15 protein-coding genes are annotated in these 16,835 nt (G+C 65.2%); 7 read left to right on the plus strand and 8 right to left on the minus strand.

Translation table 11 applies throughout. The features are described from left to right. Positions 1-103: 103 nt before the first annotated feature. Genes QN084_RS06480 through ssd form a run of 4 tightly spaced genes read right to left on the minus strand, consistent with a single transcriptional unit; the run spans position 104 to position 3,856 of the window. Positions 104-733 carry a type II secretion system F family protein gene (locus tag QN084_RS06480; RefSeq protein WP_062097863.1) on the minus strand — a complete coding sequence of 210 codons (630 nt, stop codon included), beginning with the start codon at positions 731-733 and terminating at the stop codon, positions 104-106. Further along, positions 733-1,569 (minus strand): hypothetical protein, encoded by an 837-nt coding sequence (locus QN084_RS06485; protein WP_069695919.1) that lies wholly within the window; start codon positions 1,567-1,569, stop codon positions 733-735. The genes QN084_RS06480 and QN084_RS06485 overlap by 1 nt, the downstream gene beginning before the upstream one ends. Beyond that, entirely contained in the window at positions 1,566-2,753 is a 1,188-nt protein-coding gene (locus QN084_RS06490) for a TadA family conjugal transfer-associated ATPase (protein WP_139126852.1), read from the minus strand. The genes QN084_RS06485 and QN084_RS06490 overlap by 4 nt, the downstream gene beginning before the upstream one ends. Continuing rightward, the gene (gene ssd, locus QN084_RS06495) at positions 2,750-3,856 is read right to left on the minus strand and encodes a septum site-determining protein Ssd (protein ID WP_139126853.1); all 1,107 of its coding nucleotides are present in this window, start codon (positions 3,854-3,856) and stop codon (positions 2,750-2,752) included. Before ssd ends, QN084_RS06490 begins: the two co-directional genes overlap by 4 nt. Positions 3,857-4,012: 156 nt before the next feature. Here ssd and QN084_RS06500 point away from each other — a divergent pair, with 156 nt between their 5' ends. From QN084_RS06500 to QN084_RS06510, 3 genes are all read left to right on the plus strand, one after another. After that, positions 4,013-5,695, plus strand: coding sequence for a bifunctional 3'-5' exonuclease/DNA polymerase (locus tag QN084_RS06500; protein ID WP_062099338.1), 1,683 nt, complete (start codon positions 4,013-4,015; stop codon positions 5,693-5,695). 44 nt (positions 5,696-5,739) lie between these two features. Further along, positions 5,740-6,636 (plus strand): CHAD domain-containing protein, encoded by an 897-nt coding sequence (locus QN084_RS06505; protein ID WP_069695921.1) that lies wholly within the window; start codon positions 5,740-5,742, stop codon positions 6,634-6,636. Between the two features lie 151 nt (positions 6,637-6,787). After that, on the plus strand, positions 6,788-6,988 hold the full coding sequence (locus QN084_RS06510; RefSeq protein WP_069695922.1) for a YegP family protein: 201 nt from the start codon (positions 6,788-6,790) through the stop codon (positions 6,986-6,988). 38 nt (positions 6,989-7,026) lie between these two features. On the opposite strand, the gene QN084_RS06515 is transcribed toward QN084_RS06510, so the two are convergent. The 3 genes from QN084_RS06515 to QN084_RS06525 are packed head-to-tail and all read right to left on the minus strand — an operon-like array spanning position 7,027 to position 9,964. Next, positions 7,027-7,704, minus strand: a complete 678-nt coding sequence (locus tag QN084_RS06515; RefSeq protein WP_021473801.1) for an NUDIX hydrolase — start codon at positions 7,702-7,704, stop codon at positions 7,027-7,029. Beyond that, positions 7,691-8,494: an endonuclease III gene (gene nth, locus QN084_RS06520; RefSeq protein WP_069695923.1), complete on the minus strand. Its 804-nt coding sequence runs from the start codon at positions 8,492-8,494 to the stop codon at positions 7,691-7,693. Before nth ends, QN084_RS06515 begins: the two co-directional genes overlap by 14 nt. 9 nt (positions 8,495-8,503) lie before the next feature. After that, entirely contained in the window at positions 8,504-9,964 is a 1,461-nt protein-coding gene (locus tag QN084_RS06525; RefSeq protein ID WP_069695924.1) for a hypothetical protein, read from the minus strand. Positions 9,965-10,431: 467 nt separating this feature from the next. On the opposite strand from QN084_RS06525, the gene acs reads away from it, so the two are divergent. The 4 genes from acs to QN084_RS06545 all read left to right on the plus strand — a co-directional run bounded on the left by acs (position 10,432) and on the right by QN084_RS06545 (position 15,654). Beyond that, positions 10,432-12,471, plus strand: coding sequence for an acetate--CoA ligase (acs, locus tag QN084_RS06530; RefSeq protein ID WP_069695925.1), 2,040 nt, complete (start codon positions 10,432-10,434; stop codon positions 12,469-12,471). A 145-nt stretch (positions 12,472-12,616) separates the two neighbouring features. Next, the gene (locus tag QN084_RS06535) at positions 12,617-13,411 is read left to right on the plus strand and encodes a DeoR/GlpR family DNA-binding transcription regulator (RefSeq protein ID WP_021473797.1); all 795 of its coding nucleotides are present in this window, start codon (positions 12,617-12,619) and stop codon (positions 13,409-13,411) included. A gap of 142 nt (positions 13,412-13,553) precedes the next feature. After that, on the plus strand, positions 13,554-14,294 hold the full coding sequence (locus QN084_RS06540; RefSeq protein ID WP_031216937.1) for an ABC transporter ATP-binding protein: 741 nt from the start codon (positions 13,554-13,556) through the stop codon (positions 14,292-14,294). Beyond that, on the plus strand, positions 14,287-15,654 hold the full coding sequence (locus QN084_RS06545; protein WP_228145565.1) for an FtsX-like permease family protein: 1,368 nt from the start codon (positions 14,287-14,289) through the stop codon (positions 15,652-15,654). The genes QN084_RS06540 and QN084_RS06545 overlap by 8 nt, the downstream gene beginning before the upstream one ends. A 151-nt stretch (positions 15,655-15,805) precedes the next feature. Here the strand turns inward: QN084_RS06545 and QN084_RS06550 are convergent, their stop codons facing one another. Next, positions 15,806-16,822, minus strand: coding sequence for a LacI family DNA-binding transcriptional regulator (locus QN084_RS06550; RefSeq protein WP_069695927.1), 1,017 nt, complete (start codon positions 16,820-16,822; stop codon positions 15,806-15,808). Positions 16,823-16,835 lie beyond the last annotated feature (13 nt).

Here is a 16,835-nt window from a genome sequence, read left to right on the forward strand (position 1 = left end):
CGGTAAGACGACTCTTCCGGTCCGCGGATTACCTTTGAAGATCCCCGTTCGTTCAAGTGGAAAACCCACTGCCTGCACCTTCTGTGGAGGAGCAGTGTGAGCCTCAACCCGGGGGAAGCATGGCGATGAGGACGGGCACCACCCCGAGGCAAATGAAGGCCGGAAGCGAGCACAGGCCAAGGGGAATAACGAGTTTGACCCCCAGGGCGGCCGCGCGTTTCTCTGCAGCACGGAACTGCTCACGGCGTTCCCGGGCGGCCTGGGCATACAGGATCGATGCCGAGGGCGCACCGGTAAGTGCTGCGAAAGCCAACGCGTCACGTATACGGGCCACTTCGGGAGGTTGGCGGCCAGGTGTACTCCACGCTGTTTCCCAGTCCGTTCCCAAGAACAACGCGGCCACCACAGGCCTCAGGGAGTCGCGAACAGGAGTGGTGGCACTCCGTGCAATGAGTTCCAAGGCCCGCCCGATTCCTGCCCCGGAGTCCAGCATCGAGGCCATCAGCTCGAGCATCATAGCGGGATCGCGCAAACCGTCCGCTGCGCTCTCGTGAAGCGGCGCGGCATGACCCACGGAAATTTCAGAGTTCCTGGTGTGCGGCGTTGCCGGATGCCCGGCGCCGGTGAGACTCAGTCGTCTGCGGAACTCCGCACGCGGCCGTCGACGTTTCCCGAAGCCCACCACGACTGCCAGAAGCAGGCCCGCAAGCACCAACAGGGACATACCGGACATCAATCAGCCCCCGCCGCCGCAACCAAGCGCGCCGACCACAGGCGGCCTGCCATGGTCAGCACCAGCCCCGAGACGAACGTCGCCGTGCCCATGACGTTACCCAGCAGGATCCCCACGGGATCCACTCCCAGGGCCATCCCGAGCAACAGCCCAAAGACGGGGAGCCACGACAGGAGCCGGACGGTTGCCTTGGGTCCCGCCAAGGCAGTCTGCCGGGCAGCCTCGGCGTCCTCTTCCGCTTCCAGCTGGGCAGCAAAGCGCGCCAATAGCCCGGCGAGCGGACACCCGCTGATCTCCGCGATGTCGAGGCACGCGGCCAACTCAATCCAAACCCGCCGTTCCTTGCTACCGCGCACGGGATACACCCGGGCACACGCGCTCCTAATTGCTTGGGCCGGGGAACTGCCCACTGCTGCTACTGCACGGGCCGCGGCCAGTATCTCCAAAGATTCGCCGGAGACTACGGATACAGCGCTTTGCCTTCCATCGCGGGAGGATCGGCGCCCAGGTACTCCCGTGCCACGGGGCATCGATGTATGCACGCGCCACAGCTCGTCCCACATCTGCAGGGGCGCCCGTCCGCCACGGAGAAGGGCAGCGAGCTGCTGCACCAGGACCACCATGGACACTGACGGGGTTCGTTCGGCAACGGCGCCCCTAAAACGGCCGGAAAGTCCTGCACGTTGCGCCCGCCCGGTTGCTGGCACGCCCGGCCCGGGTGGCGTTCCATCGCCAGGGTCAAGACGGCGTCGTATCCGCCGTGTGGCTGCATAAGCTCCCCGGAAGTGGAGAAGCACAGCAACAGTGGCGAACACGACGACGAACGCGGTACTCATGCATCAGCGCCGAGGGCCAAGCGTGCTGCCAGCAGCGGCCAGCCCGGACCGCGGGCCAGGCCGCTGTCCGTCAACGTCAGTGCAGGCACCACGGTCTGGCTGACACCAGCGTCGCTCACGATGCCAAGTGAGGAGACTCTTCGGCCCGTCTGCGAACGCTCCACGTGGATCACCAGATCCAAGGCACTGGCGACCTGCAACCGCACGGCCTCCGCGCTCAACCCTGCTAGCGCGCCCAATGCGATCAACCGTGCAGGGACCGCCTGGGCCGTATTGGCATGGATGGTCCCGCCCCCGCCCGTGTGACCGGTGTTCAGCGCGGTCAGAAGTTCACGGACCTCCGCTCCCCTGCATTCGCCCACGATCAGCCGGTCCGGCCGCATCCGGAGAGCCTGCCGCACCAATTCACCAAGATCCAGCGCGCCGCCCCCTTCAAGGTTTCCATGCCTGGACTCAAGGGTCACCACGTGGGGGTGGACGGGGTTGAGTTCGGCTGCGTCTTCGATCAGGACAAGTCGTTCGGAGGGATCGCTGAGGCCCAGCAAGCTGGACAGAAGGGTGGTCTTCCCCGAGCCTGTGGAGCCGCTGACGAGGAAGCTGAGGCGGTGCCTGATGATCGCCCTGAGAACGTCCTCTATCTCTTCGCAGAACATTCCTCCTGCCCGCAATTCGGTGATGGTGAATGTTTCTTCCCGCCGAATACGGATGGAGAGCAGGGTGCCAACGGTGGAGATGGGCGGGAGCACTGCATGCACCCGGTAGCCACCGCTGAGGCGAACGTCCACGCAGGGTGAGCCGTCGTCCAAGCGACGCCCGCCAGCGGCTACCAAACGTGAGGCAAGTGACCGTACTTGGGCTTCTGTGTCGAACCTGACGGCCGAGCGCTCCAAACCGCTGCCCCTGTCCAACCAGACGGAGTCGGGCGCGTTGACGAAGATGTCGGTGACCGCTGGATCGCGGACCAGGGGCTGCAGCGGACCCAGGCCGTTGAGTTCGGCGTTGATCGTCTCGGCCGCTTCCAAAGCCCCTGCTGTGCCAAGGAGCTTGCCGCTGGCTTGGACAGCTGCTGCCACGGTGGAAGGGGTGACGGGGCCGCGTCCTGCCAGCACCGACTCCCGAACTGTCTCGAGAAGGACCGCGTCAAGACGTCGGTGTTCCCGTCCGCGGTTGTCCCTTCGGTTCACCGGTCGCCACCGTTCAATCCAAGTGCCGCCTCGGCAAACCGCCTGACGGGCCGGCGCCGTCCAAGTTCCAGGAGGCGTCCCTGCTCCGTCCCGGCCCCTACACCACGGAGGTCCGGTACCACTCCTGCCAGCGGAATTCCCAGGGCATCGGCCACAAGGTGAGGGTCTGTTGGGTCCGATCCAGCGGCGCGGACAAGCAGCCCTGTGTCGGTAGGTGGCACCTCGTTGAGGACCCTTGCGGTTGCGACGGCGGATTTCAGGTGCGTTGTGGTGAGAAGCAGTATCCGGTCACAGTCCCAGGCGAACGCCTGCAATCCTTCCTGGTTCCGGGCAATGTCAATGACAGTCAGTTCGAATGCCCGGCGGGCCGCATCGAGAACGGCAGATGCGGAGGCCGGATCCGTGCTTTCGAACGGCTCGCGCCTACCGGGCCAGGACAAAAACGCGAAGCCTCCAGCCGTGGGCAGGGAGTCCCTGAACTGGCCGGGATCGATGCTGCCCCTTGTCGCGGCGAAGTCCGGCCACCTCAGTCCCGGCAGGGACTGGTCGCTGACAGCCAGTTCCACCCCGCCTCCCCACGGGTCACCGTCCACCAATAGGGTAGCGACGCCATGGTTGGCCGCGGCATGGGCCAACCAGATGGCTGCAGTCGTGGCGCCGGATCCTCCCCTCCCACCGACCACCCCCACCATGGTTCCGCCGGGCTCCGGGGCGCTGGCCAGGCTCAGGTGCTCGGCAAGCCATGCCGCGGCCTCCGGCAGCGCCGCAACACGCTCTGCTCCCAGGACCGCTGCCAGCCTCCACAATTCTTCGGCTTCGGCGGACCGGCCCAACAGGACTGCCGGGGCTCGCCTGCGTGGCGGCGTCTCCCTGACGTCACTGCCTACGATCAGAACATCGGCCGTGTCCCATCCCGAAAGCGCCTCTTCCACCCGTTCGACCGTGCGCAGCCTCCCGCCGGACGCAGCCACGATGCGCACGGCTTCATCCTGCAGGTATGGGTCGGCTGAAATGAGCAGGATGTCAGCGGCGGCAGGCGGTATCCAGGGGTCCCCTGAGGCTTCACTGTGTGGTGGTCGTGGCCGTTGTTGTCTTCTGCCCATGGAAGCCAGCCTCGCTTGTGTCCGGGCCGGGAAGTAAGGCTTGACCGGGCGTATGTGGACAAGCCCGGGACCCCGAGGCTGTGGAGGAACAGTCACCCGGGCTTTACAGGCCCTGCGCGTACAACGCGTCCCGCGCCGCAAGGCAGAATGGACTCCATGTATTTGTTGCTCGCCGCCCACCAGGACGGCGCAGCTATTCAGAGGATTTCCCCTTCCGGAAAGCCCACATCCGATGCGCGCCCCGTCACCAAAGGTGAGCTGCCCGGCGTCGTACGTGAACTGGAACTGCAGCGGCCCCGCTGGGTGTGGAGCCGCGCCCAGGATTGGTACCCCGAACTGCTGGCCCGGGGTGTTGAACTGGAGCGCTGCCATGACTTGGCGCTGTGCGGATCGATCCTCGCCAATTCCGCCCTGACCGCCCACACGGAGTACGCGAAGAACGCTGAAAAGCTCGTCCAGGATGACGACACAACCCCTGCCAGGGCCCTGCAACCGCCGCCCCCGCCAAGTACGCAAGGGGCCCTCTTCGAGGACATCAAACCCGTTGTGGCGGGCGTGGTTGAGTTGCGGAACGAGTTCGCCGCCCAGCAGGCCGCCCTAGCGGACGTCGATGATGCTGATCTATCCAAGCGGCTGCAGCTGCTCCTCGCCGCAGAATCGGCAGGCGCGATCATCGCCGTCGAAATGCAGCACGCCGGCGTTCCATGGCGCGAGGAACTGCATGAGCAGATCCTCACCGAAGCCCTTGGCCCGCGGCCTCCGCTGGGCCACCGGCCACCCGCGCTTGAGGCGCTGTGCAACGAGTTACGGCACATGCTCAATTCGCCCGCGTTGAACCCGGATTCGCCCCAGGACCTCATGCGGGCCCTGCACCGCAACGGCATCGAGGTCAAAAGCACCCGCAAGTGGGAACTCCAGCAGTCCGGCCACCCCGCCATCCAACCGCTGCTGGCGTACAAGCAACTGTCCCGCCTCCACACCGCCAATGGCTGGACCTGGCTGGATACCTGGGTTCGCGACGGACGCTTCCATCCCGAGTACGTAGTTGGCGGCGTCGTCTCCGGCCGTTGGGCGTCGCGGGGCGGCGGAGCCCTGCAAATTCCCAGGAACATCCGTGCGGCCGTCCATGCAGAACCCGGACACAAGCTCATTGTCGCCGACGCATCCCAGCTGGAACCGAGGGTTCTGGTGGCCTTGGCGCAGGACACGAAGATGGCGGAGGCCGCGCGGGACAAGGACCTGTATGCGGGCATCGCCGCGCAGGGGTTCGGCGGCGACCGCCAAAAAGCCAAGGTGGCGCTTCTGGGCGCAATATACGGAGCCACCACGGGTGAATCCGGCCGTTTGATGCCCCAGCTTGCCCGCACGTATCCGCGTGCTGTCGGCTTCGTTGAGCAGGCGGCGCGCGAAGGCGAGGCGGGGCGTACGGTGACCACCCGGCTGGGTCGCAGCAGTCCCGCGCCTTCCCTCGGTTGGTTGCGCAGCCAGCAGTCCACCACCGCCGAGGAACAGCGGCGGGCAGACACCATCGCACGCTCGCGCGGACGCTTCACCCGAAACTTCGTGGTGCAAGGTTCCGCGGCTGAGTGGGCTGCGTGCTGGCTGGCGGAATTACGACGCCGGTTGCGAACCTTCAGGGCAGAAGGACGTCCCTCGGGTGAACTCGTCTTTTTCCTGCACGACGAAGTGATGGTCCATGCCGCGGACGATGCGGTGGAGGCGTGCGTGGAGGCTATCCGGGAAGCAGCCGATGCCGCCAAGGAACTCATGTTCGGCCGGATTCCCGTGGAGTTCCCGGTGAGCATCGCCGTCGTCGACTCCTACGACAAAGCGAAGTAGCCCCGGCCTTGTAGCCCGCCGCATCACGGATGGAAACTGGCTGCATGGCTTCGGAAGTCCGCGAATCCCTGGACGCCTACCTCGCCTTTCAGATCGCCGAGGTGCAGCGTTCCATGCCCCTCATTTCGGCGGCCGACCAGGAAGCTGTCCACAGCGCCCGCCTCGCCTTGCGGCGGCTGCGGTCCGGGATTTCCTGCTTTGGCATCTTCCTGCCCCCTGCCCCGCCGGAGGCGCGCCACGGAATCAGGTGGCTTGCGACGTCCCTGGGTGAGGCGCGGGACCTGTTTGTCCTGGCCCAGCGCGTGAAGCTGTGGTTGGACGCCCCGGTGCCGTGGCGGTCGGCAGAGGTCCTCCGCACCGCCGTCGAGGGTCTGGTGGAGCGGAGCAACAGCATCGCCCGTCACGTTGCCGGCGATCTACGTGCCAGCAGGGCGATAACGGATTTTGCTGGCCTCCCGTCTCACGGAACGGGGCCGAATGGGCCCACCGACGGGCAAGCCATCGCCTGCCTGCACCGTCAGTGGGAGGTGATGCAGCAGCGAATCGCCGAAGCAGAGAAATCCCGCTCCGGCTCCGCACGAAATGAACTCCTCCACGACGCCCGGAAGGACGTCAAAAGACTCCGTTATGCCCTGGAGGCCGTTGCCGGGGCGCTCGGTCCCGGTTCCCTACTCATCCTTCAGCCGGCCGTTGCCCTCCAGCGGGTTCTCGGAGAACACCACGACGCCGTTGCGAGCCTGGCGTGGATGGACACCCTCGCCGTGGACCGGGGAATTGACGCATCGGACCTGGACCAGCTTCGCCACATGGAAGCACGGCGCTTGGAAGAAGCAGAGAGGGAGTACAGCCGGACCCTGCTGGAAACACCTGTTCCCGCACCGGGAGCCGTGCTTTCATCTGACGGCGCAATACCCGCCGTTCGGCTCCAGGACCAGTCATAAGACGCTTTGTGATGGACCATGACCACCCCAATGACGGGTACTCGGAAGTAACTTTAATTCCTCGCCGCTTCTGGATACGGTCTCTTGTGTGGCCTGCAACACAAGGTCACTCAACGTATGCAAAGACGCATTTTGACAAGGGGGATCAGCGATGGCTGGCAGATTCGTAATTGTTCGGGACGACGACGGCGCGTACCGCTTCCGCCTTACGGCAGCGGACGGAACCGTGGTGGCGGAATCGCCCGCATACAAGCACCTGAAGGGCGTCGTGGAAGGCATCCACGCGGTACGCGAAAACGCAGCAACGGGACTGATCGTGGACCGTTCAAGCACTGCCCGGGAGGCAGCCTGACATAGCCGTGGGACTGCCAGGGGCAGGGTTGGCAAGCGTCAGAGATCGACGTCGTAAAGCTTGCCTTCGTCCCAAGGCACGGTCCAGCCGAGCTCATCGAACAGCCCGCTGAGGACCATGCCCGTGAACCCCCAGACCAGGACGCCGTTCACCGTGAAACCAGGACTGGTGAAGGTGCGTCCCATGCGGCTGATGGTGGCCGTCACCCGGTTGGCGGGATCCAGCAAGTCCCGGACAGGAACGCGGAACACCTGCGCGGATTCGGCGTAATCCACTACACCCACCGGTGACGGGGAGTCCCACCAGGCCACAACGGGAGTGACCCGGAAGTTGCTGCGCGTGATGCCCAACTCCGGGATCACTCCCAGAACACGTACTCCTGCGACGTCCAGTCCGGTCTCCTCAACGGCTTCCCGGAGGGCGGCAGCAACCACTGATTCATCCTCGGGGTCCACGCTGCCACCCGGGAAAGCCACTTGGCCTGGATGGTCGTCCAAGGTATGTGCCCGTTCCAAAAGGAGGACATCGAGGTCTGCCGGTGCAATGGGACGATCCGATTCGGCCGGGACATCGTCCAGCTTTCCAAAGAGCATCAACACCGCCGCAGGCCTGTTCGTCTCGGCGCTGACCGGCAGCTTGGCCCACTGCCCGGCGTGGCTTTGCCCACCATCCTCGAAACGGGCAACCAGCGCTGACAAATCCTCAAACGCCGTCAACGGGCCTCCTCTGGGACTCCATCCGGATCTCGGCGGCCCGGTGTGTTTCTGCCAGCAACTGCTCCAGCAATGCATCGTTGCCGGGCGCCAACTCGTATTTAAGCAGCTTCGCGGCTTTGACCGGATCTGTTTCGCCGTCACCGTAGCTAGGGCACAAGCTCGCCACCGGGCACGCCCCGCAAGCCGGTTTCTTCGCGTGGCAGATCCTCCGGCCGTGGAACACCACACGGTGGGACAACATGGTCCAATCGCGCGGCTCGAACAACTCTGCAACGTCGAACTCAACCTTGACCGGATCCTCCGATGCGGTCCACCCGAACCGCCTTGCCAGGCGGCCGAAGTGGGTATCCACCGTGATACCGGGGACTCCGAAGGCATTGCCCAGGACCACGTTGGCAGTCTTCCGGCCAACGCCGGGCAGGGTTACCAGATCCTCCAGGCGGCCGGGGACCTGCCCGTCGAACTCGTCCACCAGCCGGTTGCATAGGGCGAGGACGTTCCGGGCCTTGGCACGGAAGAACCCCGTGGGTTGCAGGATGGTCTCAAGTTCGACGGGGTCTGCTTCCGCCATGGAACGGGCGTCCGGGTAGCGGGCAAACAGGATCTTGGTGACCTGATTTACCAGGACATCCGTGGTTTGGGCAGAAAGGACCGTGGCCACCACAAGCTCAAAGGGGTTGCGGAAGTCCAGCTCGGCATGTGCGTACGGATACTTCTCCGCGAGCACCCTGTTGATCTTGCGTGCGCGGCGCTTGAGCGCGAGCGGGGAACCAGCGTCAGTGATGGCCACGGCGTCCTGCTAACCGCGTTCGATGTTGCTGAGCTCCCTGAGGACCCCAAGCTTGCCGTCGGTGTCCTGCACCAGGAACTCATGGCCGCGGTCCTCGAGAGCCAACACCCAACCACCGGGTTGAATGACGAACGCAGGAGCGCCGGTCCTCTGGTCATAGGCCGTTCGCGGCTGGGCTACGGCGAACCAGAAAGCCTCGTAGTGCGGCGCGTCCTGGGACTCGTCGGGTCGGCTCGCGGGATCCACTGTTGCGCCGATGGAGTCGCTGACGGTCCGGGTGTCGGACGAAACGATCGGCGTCGCCATGGTCGCTGCCCATGGACGTTCATTGGATTGCTGCTGGGCGGCCGGCTGGCCGACCTGTTCGGCCGCAGCCTGTCGGGATGCTGCCTGCTGCGCAGCTGCTTCCTGGGCGGCTCCCGGCTGGGTGGTTCCCGGTTGGGCGGCCGCCGGCTGGGTGGCTGACGGTTCGGCGGCTGACGGTTGGCCGGCTGCAGGCTGGGCGGTTCCCGGCTGGGCAGCTGCAGGCTGGGCGGTTCCCCGCTGGGCAGCTGCAGGCTGATCGCCGCCTTGGGCTGCAGCGGCGGGAGTACCGGCCGCGGTTCCGAGGGCTGCGGAGGAATTGCCGGGCTCCCGGGAGGCAGGTTCCTGCGCACCTTGCTGCGGGCCCCGCGCGGACTGGTCTGCGGTCCTCGGCGCTGCTTGCGTCGCCGGCGCAGAGTGGGTCGCAGGCGTGTGGGCGGAAGGCTGCTGGCTCCCGGTCTGCTGCGCAACAGGCGTCTGCTGCGGAACAGGGGCCTGCGCACCCGAAGCCGAGGCCGAACCGGTGAATCCGGGGACTGCCGGGCCAACACCGGACTTGCCGTCCTTGGGCACCTTCGGTGCCTTGGGCGCAGCCGGTTTGCGGATGGTAACAGCGGCTTGCCGGGCCACGACGTGCGCTGGTGTTTCGGCACGGCCCTTGAAGTCGACCGAGAGGAAGGGAAGGTGCGGCCCAAGGACCGTGGCGGCAAGCAGGCCCACGGAGCCCACGAGGCCCAGCAAAACGCTGCCGTTAAAGGAGTCCGCGATCGTCAGGAAAAACAGGGGCAAGGCAAAGGCAGCGGTGACTGAGGCGAACTGGTCAATGGACAGGGAGCCGATGCGGATGTTGGTGCCGGGCTGGAGGCGACGTGCCACAAAAAGTGCGGCAACCACCAGCGGAAGGATGACCCCCAACAAGAGGAAGAACAGGTTGCCCAGGTTCCACAGGTTGTAGCGACCGCCAAACATGGGAAGCAGCGACGCAATGAACATCAACAGGACGGAACCAAAGACCGTCAAGTCCCTGACCGTGAACGGACCGGCGACGGCTTCAAACTTGCCGGCTGCCCCGGACGTGGTTGCCGTGCTGTCAGGTGTGGCCGTTCCAGCGTTGGTGTCCGTTCCCGAGGATTGCGAGTCGTGCGGGCCTGGTCTCAGCTGGTTCATCTAATCTCCTTCGTGCGGCGTCGTCCTGGGCAGTCCGGACCGGCTGTTCCGCGGCATTCCGCAGCCCAACCTGACACGCCTCTGGCGTCCCCAAGACTTATTCAGCCTATGCCACCCCACAGACACTGACCTAGCCAAAAACGGTCCTCCGGCTTCGCCCTCAGCAAACTCAAAGGCTACTTACGGATGGGCGCAGGAATGCGTGGCCCGCGACCAGCGAAACGAGTAACGCCGTCGTCGTCATGAAAGCGGTTCCCAGCCACCCAACGCGCCATTCGGCGCCAAATTCTTACCGCTCACTGACGCATTTGTGATGACGCACACGTAGGACCTCTCGAAAGGGATAGTGTTGATGGCGGACAGCGCTGCAGCCCCCGCCCAGGGCCAGTACGACGCCGGAAAACGGCTTGTGCGGGACCCCGCGGACGGCGGTTGCGGCTTAGATCGCGATGAATGATGAGGTTCACATGTCCCAGGACACCACCGGATCAACGGCAACCGCAGCACCTTCGGCCGCCGGGGGCCAGACCCGCCAGGATGCCCTTGAAAACCTGCTTCAGGAGAACCGTAAGTTTGCGCCGTCTGCGGAGTTCGCGGCGAATGCGGTGGTTTCGGCTGATGAGTACGCTAAAGCTGATGCGGACCGGCCTGCGTTCTGGGCGAATAAGGCGCGTGAGCTTCTGACGTGGAGCAAGGACTTCGATCAGGCGCTGGATTGGTCCAACCCGCCGTTTGCAAAGTGGTTCGTTGGCGGGGAGGTCAATGCCGCTTACAACGCCCTGGACCGGCACGTGGAGAATGGCCTGGGCGACCGGGTAGCGATCTACTTCGAGGGCGAACCGGGCGATACCCGCACGTACACGTACGCGGAGCTCACCGAAGAGGTGAAGAAAGCCGCGAACGCTTTCGAGTCCCTGGGCGTTGCCAAGGGCGACCGGGTGGCCGTGTACCTGCCGATGATTCCCGAGGCCGTCATCACCATGCTTGCCTGCGCCCGGATCGGCGCGGTCCACTCCGTGGTCTTCGGAGGGTTCTCCGCTGATGCTTTGCGGTCCAGGATCGAGGACGCCGAGGCCAAGCTCGTGGTCACCGCCGACGGCACGTACCGCCGCGGCAAGCCCTCCCCGCTCAAGCCCGCCGTGGACGAAGCACTCTCTGCTATGGAAAACGGCGACGGCCACTCAGTGAACAACGTGGTTGTGGTTAAGCGCAACGGCGAAGACGTCAACTGGGTGGACGGCCGCGACCTCTGGTGGTCCGAAACGGTTGATAAGGCACCCAGCGAGCACACCGCCGTCGGGCACGATTCCGAGCACCCGCTGTTCATCCTTTACACCTCCGGCACCACGGGCAAGCCCAAGGGCATCCTGCACACCACCGGCGGCTACCTGACCCAGACCGCCTACACGCACAGGGCCGTATTCGATCTGCACCCGGAAACGGACGTGTACTGGTGCACCGCCGACGTCGGCTGGGTCACCGGGCATTCGTACGTAACCTACGCCCCGCTTATCAACGGCGCCACCCAGCTCATGTACGAAGGCACCCCGGACTCCCCGCACCAGGGCCGCTGGTGGGAAATCGCCGAAAAGTACAAGGTCTCCATCCTCTACACCGCCCCCACGGCCATCCGTACGTTCATGAAGTGGGGACGCGAGATCCCTGCCAAGTACGATCTCTCCGCCATCCGGGTCCTGGGCTCCGTGGGCGAACCCATCAACCCCGAAGCCTGGATGTGGTACCGCGAGGTCATCGGCGGCAACGGCGGCAAGAAAGCCAATCCAGCCCCGATCGTGGACACCTGGTGGCAAACCGAAACCGGTGCCCAGATGATCGCCCCGCTTCCCGGGGTCACCTCCACCAAACCCGGCTCCGCCCAGGTTCCCCTGCCCGGCATCGCCGTGGACGTCGTGGACGAAAACGGCGCCTCGGTGGCCAACGGCGAGGGCGGCTACCTCGTGGTCCGCGAACCGTGGCCCTCCATGCTCCGCGGCATCTGGGGCGACCCGGAACGGTTCAAGGACACCTACTGGTCCCGGTTCGAAGCCATGTACTTCGCGGGGGACGGCGCCAAGAAGGACGAAGACGGCGACGTCTGGCTGCTGGGCCGCGTGGATGACGTCATGAACGTCTCCGGCCACCGTCTCTCCACCACCGAAATCGAATCGGCCTTGGTCTCCCACCCCGCTGTTGCTGAAGCAGCCGTGGTCGGTGCCGCGGACGACACCACCGGACAGGCCGTCGTCGCGTTCGTCATCCTTCGCGGTGACGCCACCAACAAGGGCGACGAAACCGTGCTGGAACTGCGCAACCACGTGGGCAAGGAAATCGGTCCCATCGCCAAGCCCAAGCAACTGCTCATCGTGCCGGAACTGCCCAAGACCCGCTCCGGCAAGATCGTCCGCCGCCTCCTCAAGGACATCGCAGAAGGCCGCGACACCGGAGACGCCACCACCCTGGCCGACCCCTCGATCATGAACCATATCGCCGAGTCGCTGCGCAAGTAACGTCCCTTCCCTGCCGGGAACCACGGCGCCGCCCACCACACCAGGTGAGCGGCGCCGTCGTCGTTCTGTGCACTCAGCCAACGGAACCCGCCCTAGACTGTAGCCAGACGACTCCCTCCCTCGAGGCCCCCCAAGAAAGGCCCTGATGCTTCAGGCAGCACGCCACTCCGCCATCCTCGAAGCCGTGCAACGCGAACGCGTGGTGCGTGTCTCGGATCTGGCCCAGTTGTTGGGCGTTTCCCCCATGACGGTCCGTCGGGACATTGAAGCCCTGGAAGAAACCGGGCGTGTTGAGCGCATCCATGGCGGCGCCAAGCTTCCCGGAGATGCGGGCACCCACGAACCCGGCTTTGAACTGAAGTCCACCCGGCTGATGTCCGAGAAGCATGCCATTGCCGTTGAGGCGGCCACACTGGTGCACGAGGGCATGGCCGTCGGGCTCAGCGCCGGGACAACCACGTGGGCGCTGGCCCAGGAGCTCGTCCACGGCCCTCGCATCACGGTGGTGACCAACTCTGTCCGGATTGCGGATCTGTTCCACCACGGCGCGTCGTCCGGTCCGGGACGGTTCGGCTCCACAGTGATTCTGATCGGCGGCGAGCGCACGCCGTCGGATGCCCTGGTAGGCCCGATCGCAACGTCATCGCTGAAGCAGCTGCATTTGGACGCGCTGTTCCTCGGCGTGCACGGCATGGATGCGCAGGCCGGCTTCACCACGCCCAACCTGCTTGAAGCCGAAACCAACCGGGCCTTCATGGCATCGGCCCGCAGCACCGTGGTCCTGGCCGACCACAGCAAATGGGGTGTTGTAGGCATCGCTTCCATAGCTGCCCTTGAGGAGGCGGACGAACTTATCACCGACTCCCTGCTCGGTGACGATGCCCGCAAGGTGCTGGCCGAGAATGTGGCCAAGCTCCGGATCGCCGGCGCACCCAACTAGGTCGCATTTGTGCGCGTTCTGAGCCTTCACAACGCGCTCAGCTGCGACCTGGATGGGTCTCATACCGCGGGTGGAGGCCCGACGACGGAGTTCAGCCGGCGGACTGATGCCCCGGAACCCCGGGCTTGGGGATGCTGGAATCATGAACGCCATCCTCCACGCCCAGCAACTCACCAAGCACTACCCCGGCGGCGTCGCCCTTGACCACGTTGACTTCACCGCGCAGGCGGGCGAGTCGATCGCGATCATCGGGCCGTCCGGTTCGGGGAAGACCACCCTTCTGCACTGCCTCGCCGGAATTTTGAGGCCCGACGCCGGTTCGGTCACCTTGGGGCGGCAGGCGGGCGCGCTCGATTTGCGCACCTTGTCCGACGCTGAGTTGTCCAAGCTCCGCCGCGAGGAGTTCGGATTCGTCTTCCAGCAGGGCATGCTGCTACCGGAATTGACCGCCGTGGAAAACGTCGCTCTCCCGCTCATGCTTGCTGGCACGGACCGGCGCACATCTGAGTCGCGTGCCGCCGAGTGGTTGGCCGCCTTGGGATTGGCGGGCAAGGAGAGGCGTCGCCTCGGCGAATTGTCCGGCGGCCAAGTGCAGCGGGTGGCGATCGCGCGGGCACAGGTGACAGGAGCCCGGGTGGTTTTCGCGGATGAACCCACTGGAGCTTTGGACTCTGCGACATCCAGCGAGGTACTCGACGTGCTGCTTCGCTCCGTGGCCGCCAACGGGCGCACGTTGTTGGTGGTGACGCACGATCCCAATGTCGCCGAACGCTGCGGGCGTGTAGTGGAGCTGTGGGACGGTCGGATCATTGCGGACAGCGCGGGATTGGGCAGCACTGCAGCTTCCGGCAACTACAACTTCAAGGGTGCCTTCAATGTCTAGCCTCAGCATGGCTCTCCGGCTGACGCCGTACATTGCGCGCAGCAAGGGCAATATCCGTGATTCGGGCCTTCACGAGACCGGACTGCCGGTCCTTGCGTTTGGAACCGTCACTGCGCTGCTGCTTACCGTTGCGGCGGGCTCGCAGGTTTTCTGGACTTGGACGGACGGTCTCGCAGGCACTTACCAAGCGTTGGCCGTCGTCGCAATGGTCCTCCTTGTTATCCCGCTGCTGACCTTGGGCGGGTCGGCTGCCCGCCTTGCCGCCCGCCGTCGGGATGACCGGCTGGCGTCCCTGCGGCTGCTTGGGGCGAACAGCGCCACCGTGGTCTGGATGACAGTCATCGAGTCCACCGTCCTGGCCGCTGTAGGGGCCTTGGCCGGGGCGTCGCTGTACGCCGTTGTGGCACCGTTCCTCGGGTTGATCCAGTTCAGGGGACAGGCAATCGGCACTCATGCATGGTTGTCGATCCCGTCGATTCTGGCTTGCGTCCTTGCCGTCTGCCTCATTGCCGCGGTCAGCGCGGCGCTCGGGCTGCGGAAAGTGGTGGTGACTCCGTTGGGCGTACGAACACGGCAAACGACCTACGGGGCCCACTGGGTTCGCGGACTCGTGGCGGTTCTGGTGGTGGTTGCCGGAGTGGTGGCCATGGGCATGCTCAGCAGTTTTGGCACGTTCATCGTGATCCTCGGCGTGATGGCCGGATGTTTCGGCATGGCGTTGCTGGCCCTCAATCTGATGGGGCCCTGGGTTCTGAAGTTGCAGGCGATGTCGCAGCTGAAGCGCGCCAGACAGCCCGAACAGCTTCTCGCGGCACGGACCGTGCTGGATAACCCGAAGGAATCGTGGCGCCAAGTAGGCGGCGTCGCCATGACGAGCTTCGTAGGCGTGTTTGTGGGGGTCGGGATGGCCGTGGCGGACTCCATGGGCAGTGGGGCCGCGGACGAAACCACACTCTTGGTCCGGGATATCAACACCGGCGTCATGATCACCTTGCTGGGTAGCTTTCTGATGGTTGCCTGCTCGGCCGGGGTCAACCAGGCGTCCTCGGTGTTGGACAGGGCGGCCATTTTGGTTGCCCTGGACCGAGTGGGCATGCCCCGCAAGCTCATGGTGAGTGCGCGGGTCAGGGCCGTGATGTCACCGCTGCTTCTGGTGGCGGGTATCTCGGCGACGGCAGCTGGTGCCTTGGTGCTGCCGTTGGCGGGCCCGACATTGCTGACCCGGCCGGTGGTCTTCCTGACCATAGGCTCGGTGTTCGCCGTCGGCTTCCTCTTGGTGCGGCTGGCCGTTGCTGCCGGTACGGCACAGATCAACCGGGTGCTGTCCCGCCCGGCGCGCTACGCCAGCGTGGATTCGTAGCCGGCCTCCCCTACCGACGCTCTATCACTTTCCGCAGCGTTCAGGCCGACCCTCTATCACTTCCTTGAGAGGAGTGATAGAGGGAAGCCCTCAACGGGTGATGATGTGACAGAGGACCGCCCGGGAAGGGGGTGGGACGTGAGAGAGGAAGCTAGGGGCAACCGCAGGACTGCCGGATGATCAGTTCGGTGGGCAGGATGTGGTGCTGGAGCTCCTCCGCACGGTTCGCGCCCACGAGTGACCGGACCGCGGCCTCGGCCATTGCCTCGATGGGTTGCGAAACGGTGGTCAGCGCCGGCCAGCTGTACTCGGCGTCGAGGGAACCGTCGAAGGAGACCAGCGCGATGTCCGCGGGAACCCGCACGCCGGCTTCGTGGAATGCGCGCAGTATGCCGATAGCCTGCATGTCACTGCTGGCAAAGATCGCCGTTGGCCGGTTGGCCATGGCCAGGAACCGCTTGCCCACCTCGTAGCCGCCGGGCCTGCTGAATTCCCCGTGTATCAGCGGTCCGTCGGGCAGCCCTGCCGCACGCAACGCGGCCAGCCAGCCAGCCTCACGCCCGTCCAATTGATTGCCGGTATTGGTGCCGATCGCCAGGCCGATGCTGGTGTGGCCGTGGCCGATCAAATGCTCCACGGCAGCACGGGCACCTGCTTCCAAATCCACTCCGACGCTACTGAAACCGGGAGGCGAACCCAGGTTGTTCAGCAGCACCGACGGAATGTCGGTGGCCTCCAGGTCCGTCAGGTCCGGGTCGAAAACACAGCTTGCCAGGAAAACCCCGTCCACCTGCCGCGCCGCCAAGGTGTGGATGTTTTTGCGTTCACGGGTCAGGCTGCCGTTCGAGTTGGCGAGCACCATGCCGTAGCCCAGCGCGGCGGCAGCTTCTTCCACGGCATGCGCCAGATGGGTAAAAAACGGGTTCGTGTTGTCCGGAACCACCACGCCGATAGTCTCGCTCGACCCCAGCTTCAACGCCCGCGCAGCCGCGTTGGGCCGGTATCCGAGGATTCGGATGGCGTCCCGCACCTTGGCTTCGGTGGCCGGCGCCACGTTCTTGGGACCGCCGTTCACAACGTAACTCACGACGGCGGTACTCACCCCGGCGTACCGGGCCACGTCCTTGCGGGTCACAGGGCCGCGCGGGGTTTGTACAGCAGAGGTCATGGGGTAAATGCTA

Source organism: Paenarthrobacter sp. R1 (assembly GCF_030264015.1).
In the GTDB taxonomy this organism is placed as follows: domain Bacteria; phylum Actinomycetota; class Actinomycetes; order Actinomycetales; family Micrococcaceae; genus Arthrobacter; species Arthrobacter ureafaciens.

Bases quoted from the DNA above. Each gene is read 5' to 3' on its own strand.
- QN084_RS06480 (WP_062097863.1), bottom strand. From the start codon at position 733: ATGTCCGGTATGTCCCTGTTGGTGCTTGCGGGCCTGCTTCTGGCAGTC.
- QN084_RS06485 (WP_069695919.1), bottom strand. From the start codon at position 1,569: ATGAGTACCGCGTTCGTCGTCGTGTTCGCCACTGTTGCTGTGCTTCTC.
- ssd (WP_139126853.1), bottom strand. From the start codon at position 3,856: ATGGGCAGAAGACAACAACGGCCACGACCACCACACAGTGAAGCCTCA.
- QN084_RS06500 (WP_062099338.1), top strand. From the start codon at position 4,013: ATGTATTTGTTGCTCGCCGCCCACCAGGACGGCGCAGCTATTCAGAGG.
- QN084_RS06505 (WP_069695921.1), top strand. From the start codon at position 5,740: ATGGCTTCGGAAGTCCGCGAATCCCTGGACGCCTACCTCGCCTTTCAG.
- QN084_RS06510 (WP_069695922.1), top strand. From the start codon at position 6,788: ATGGCTGGCAGATTCGTAATTGTTCGGGACGACGACGGCGCGTACCGC.
- QN084_RS06525 (WP_069695924.1), bottom strand. From the start codon at position 9,964: ATGAACCAGCTGAGACCAGGCCCGCACGACTCGCAATCCTCGGGAACG.
- acs (WP_069695925.1), top strand. From the start codon at position 10,432: ATGTCCCAGGACACCACCGGATCAACGGCAACCGCAGCACCTTCGGCC.
- QN084_RS06535 (WP_021473797.1), top strand. From the start codon at position 12,617: ATGCTTCAGGCAGCACGCCACTCCGCCATCCTCGAAGCCGTGCAACGC.
- QN084_RS06540 (WP_031216937.1), top strand. From the start codon at position 13,554: ATGAACGCCATCCTCCACGCCCAGCAACTCACCAAGCACTACCCCGGC.
- QN084_RS06545 (WP_228145565.1), top strand. From the start codon at position 14,287: ATGTCTAGCCTCAGCATGGCTCTCCGGCTGACGCCGTACATTGCGCGC.
- QN084_RS06550 (WP_069695927.1), bottom strand. From the start codon at position 16,822: ATGACCTCTGCTGTACAAACCCCGCGCGGCCCTGTGACCCGCAAGGAC.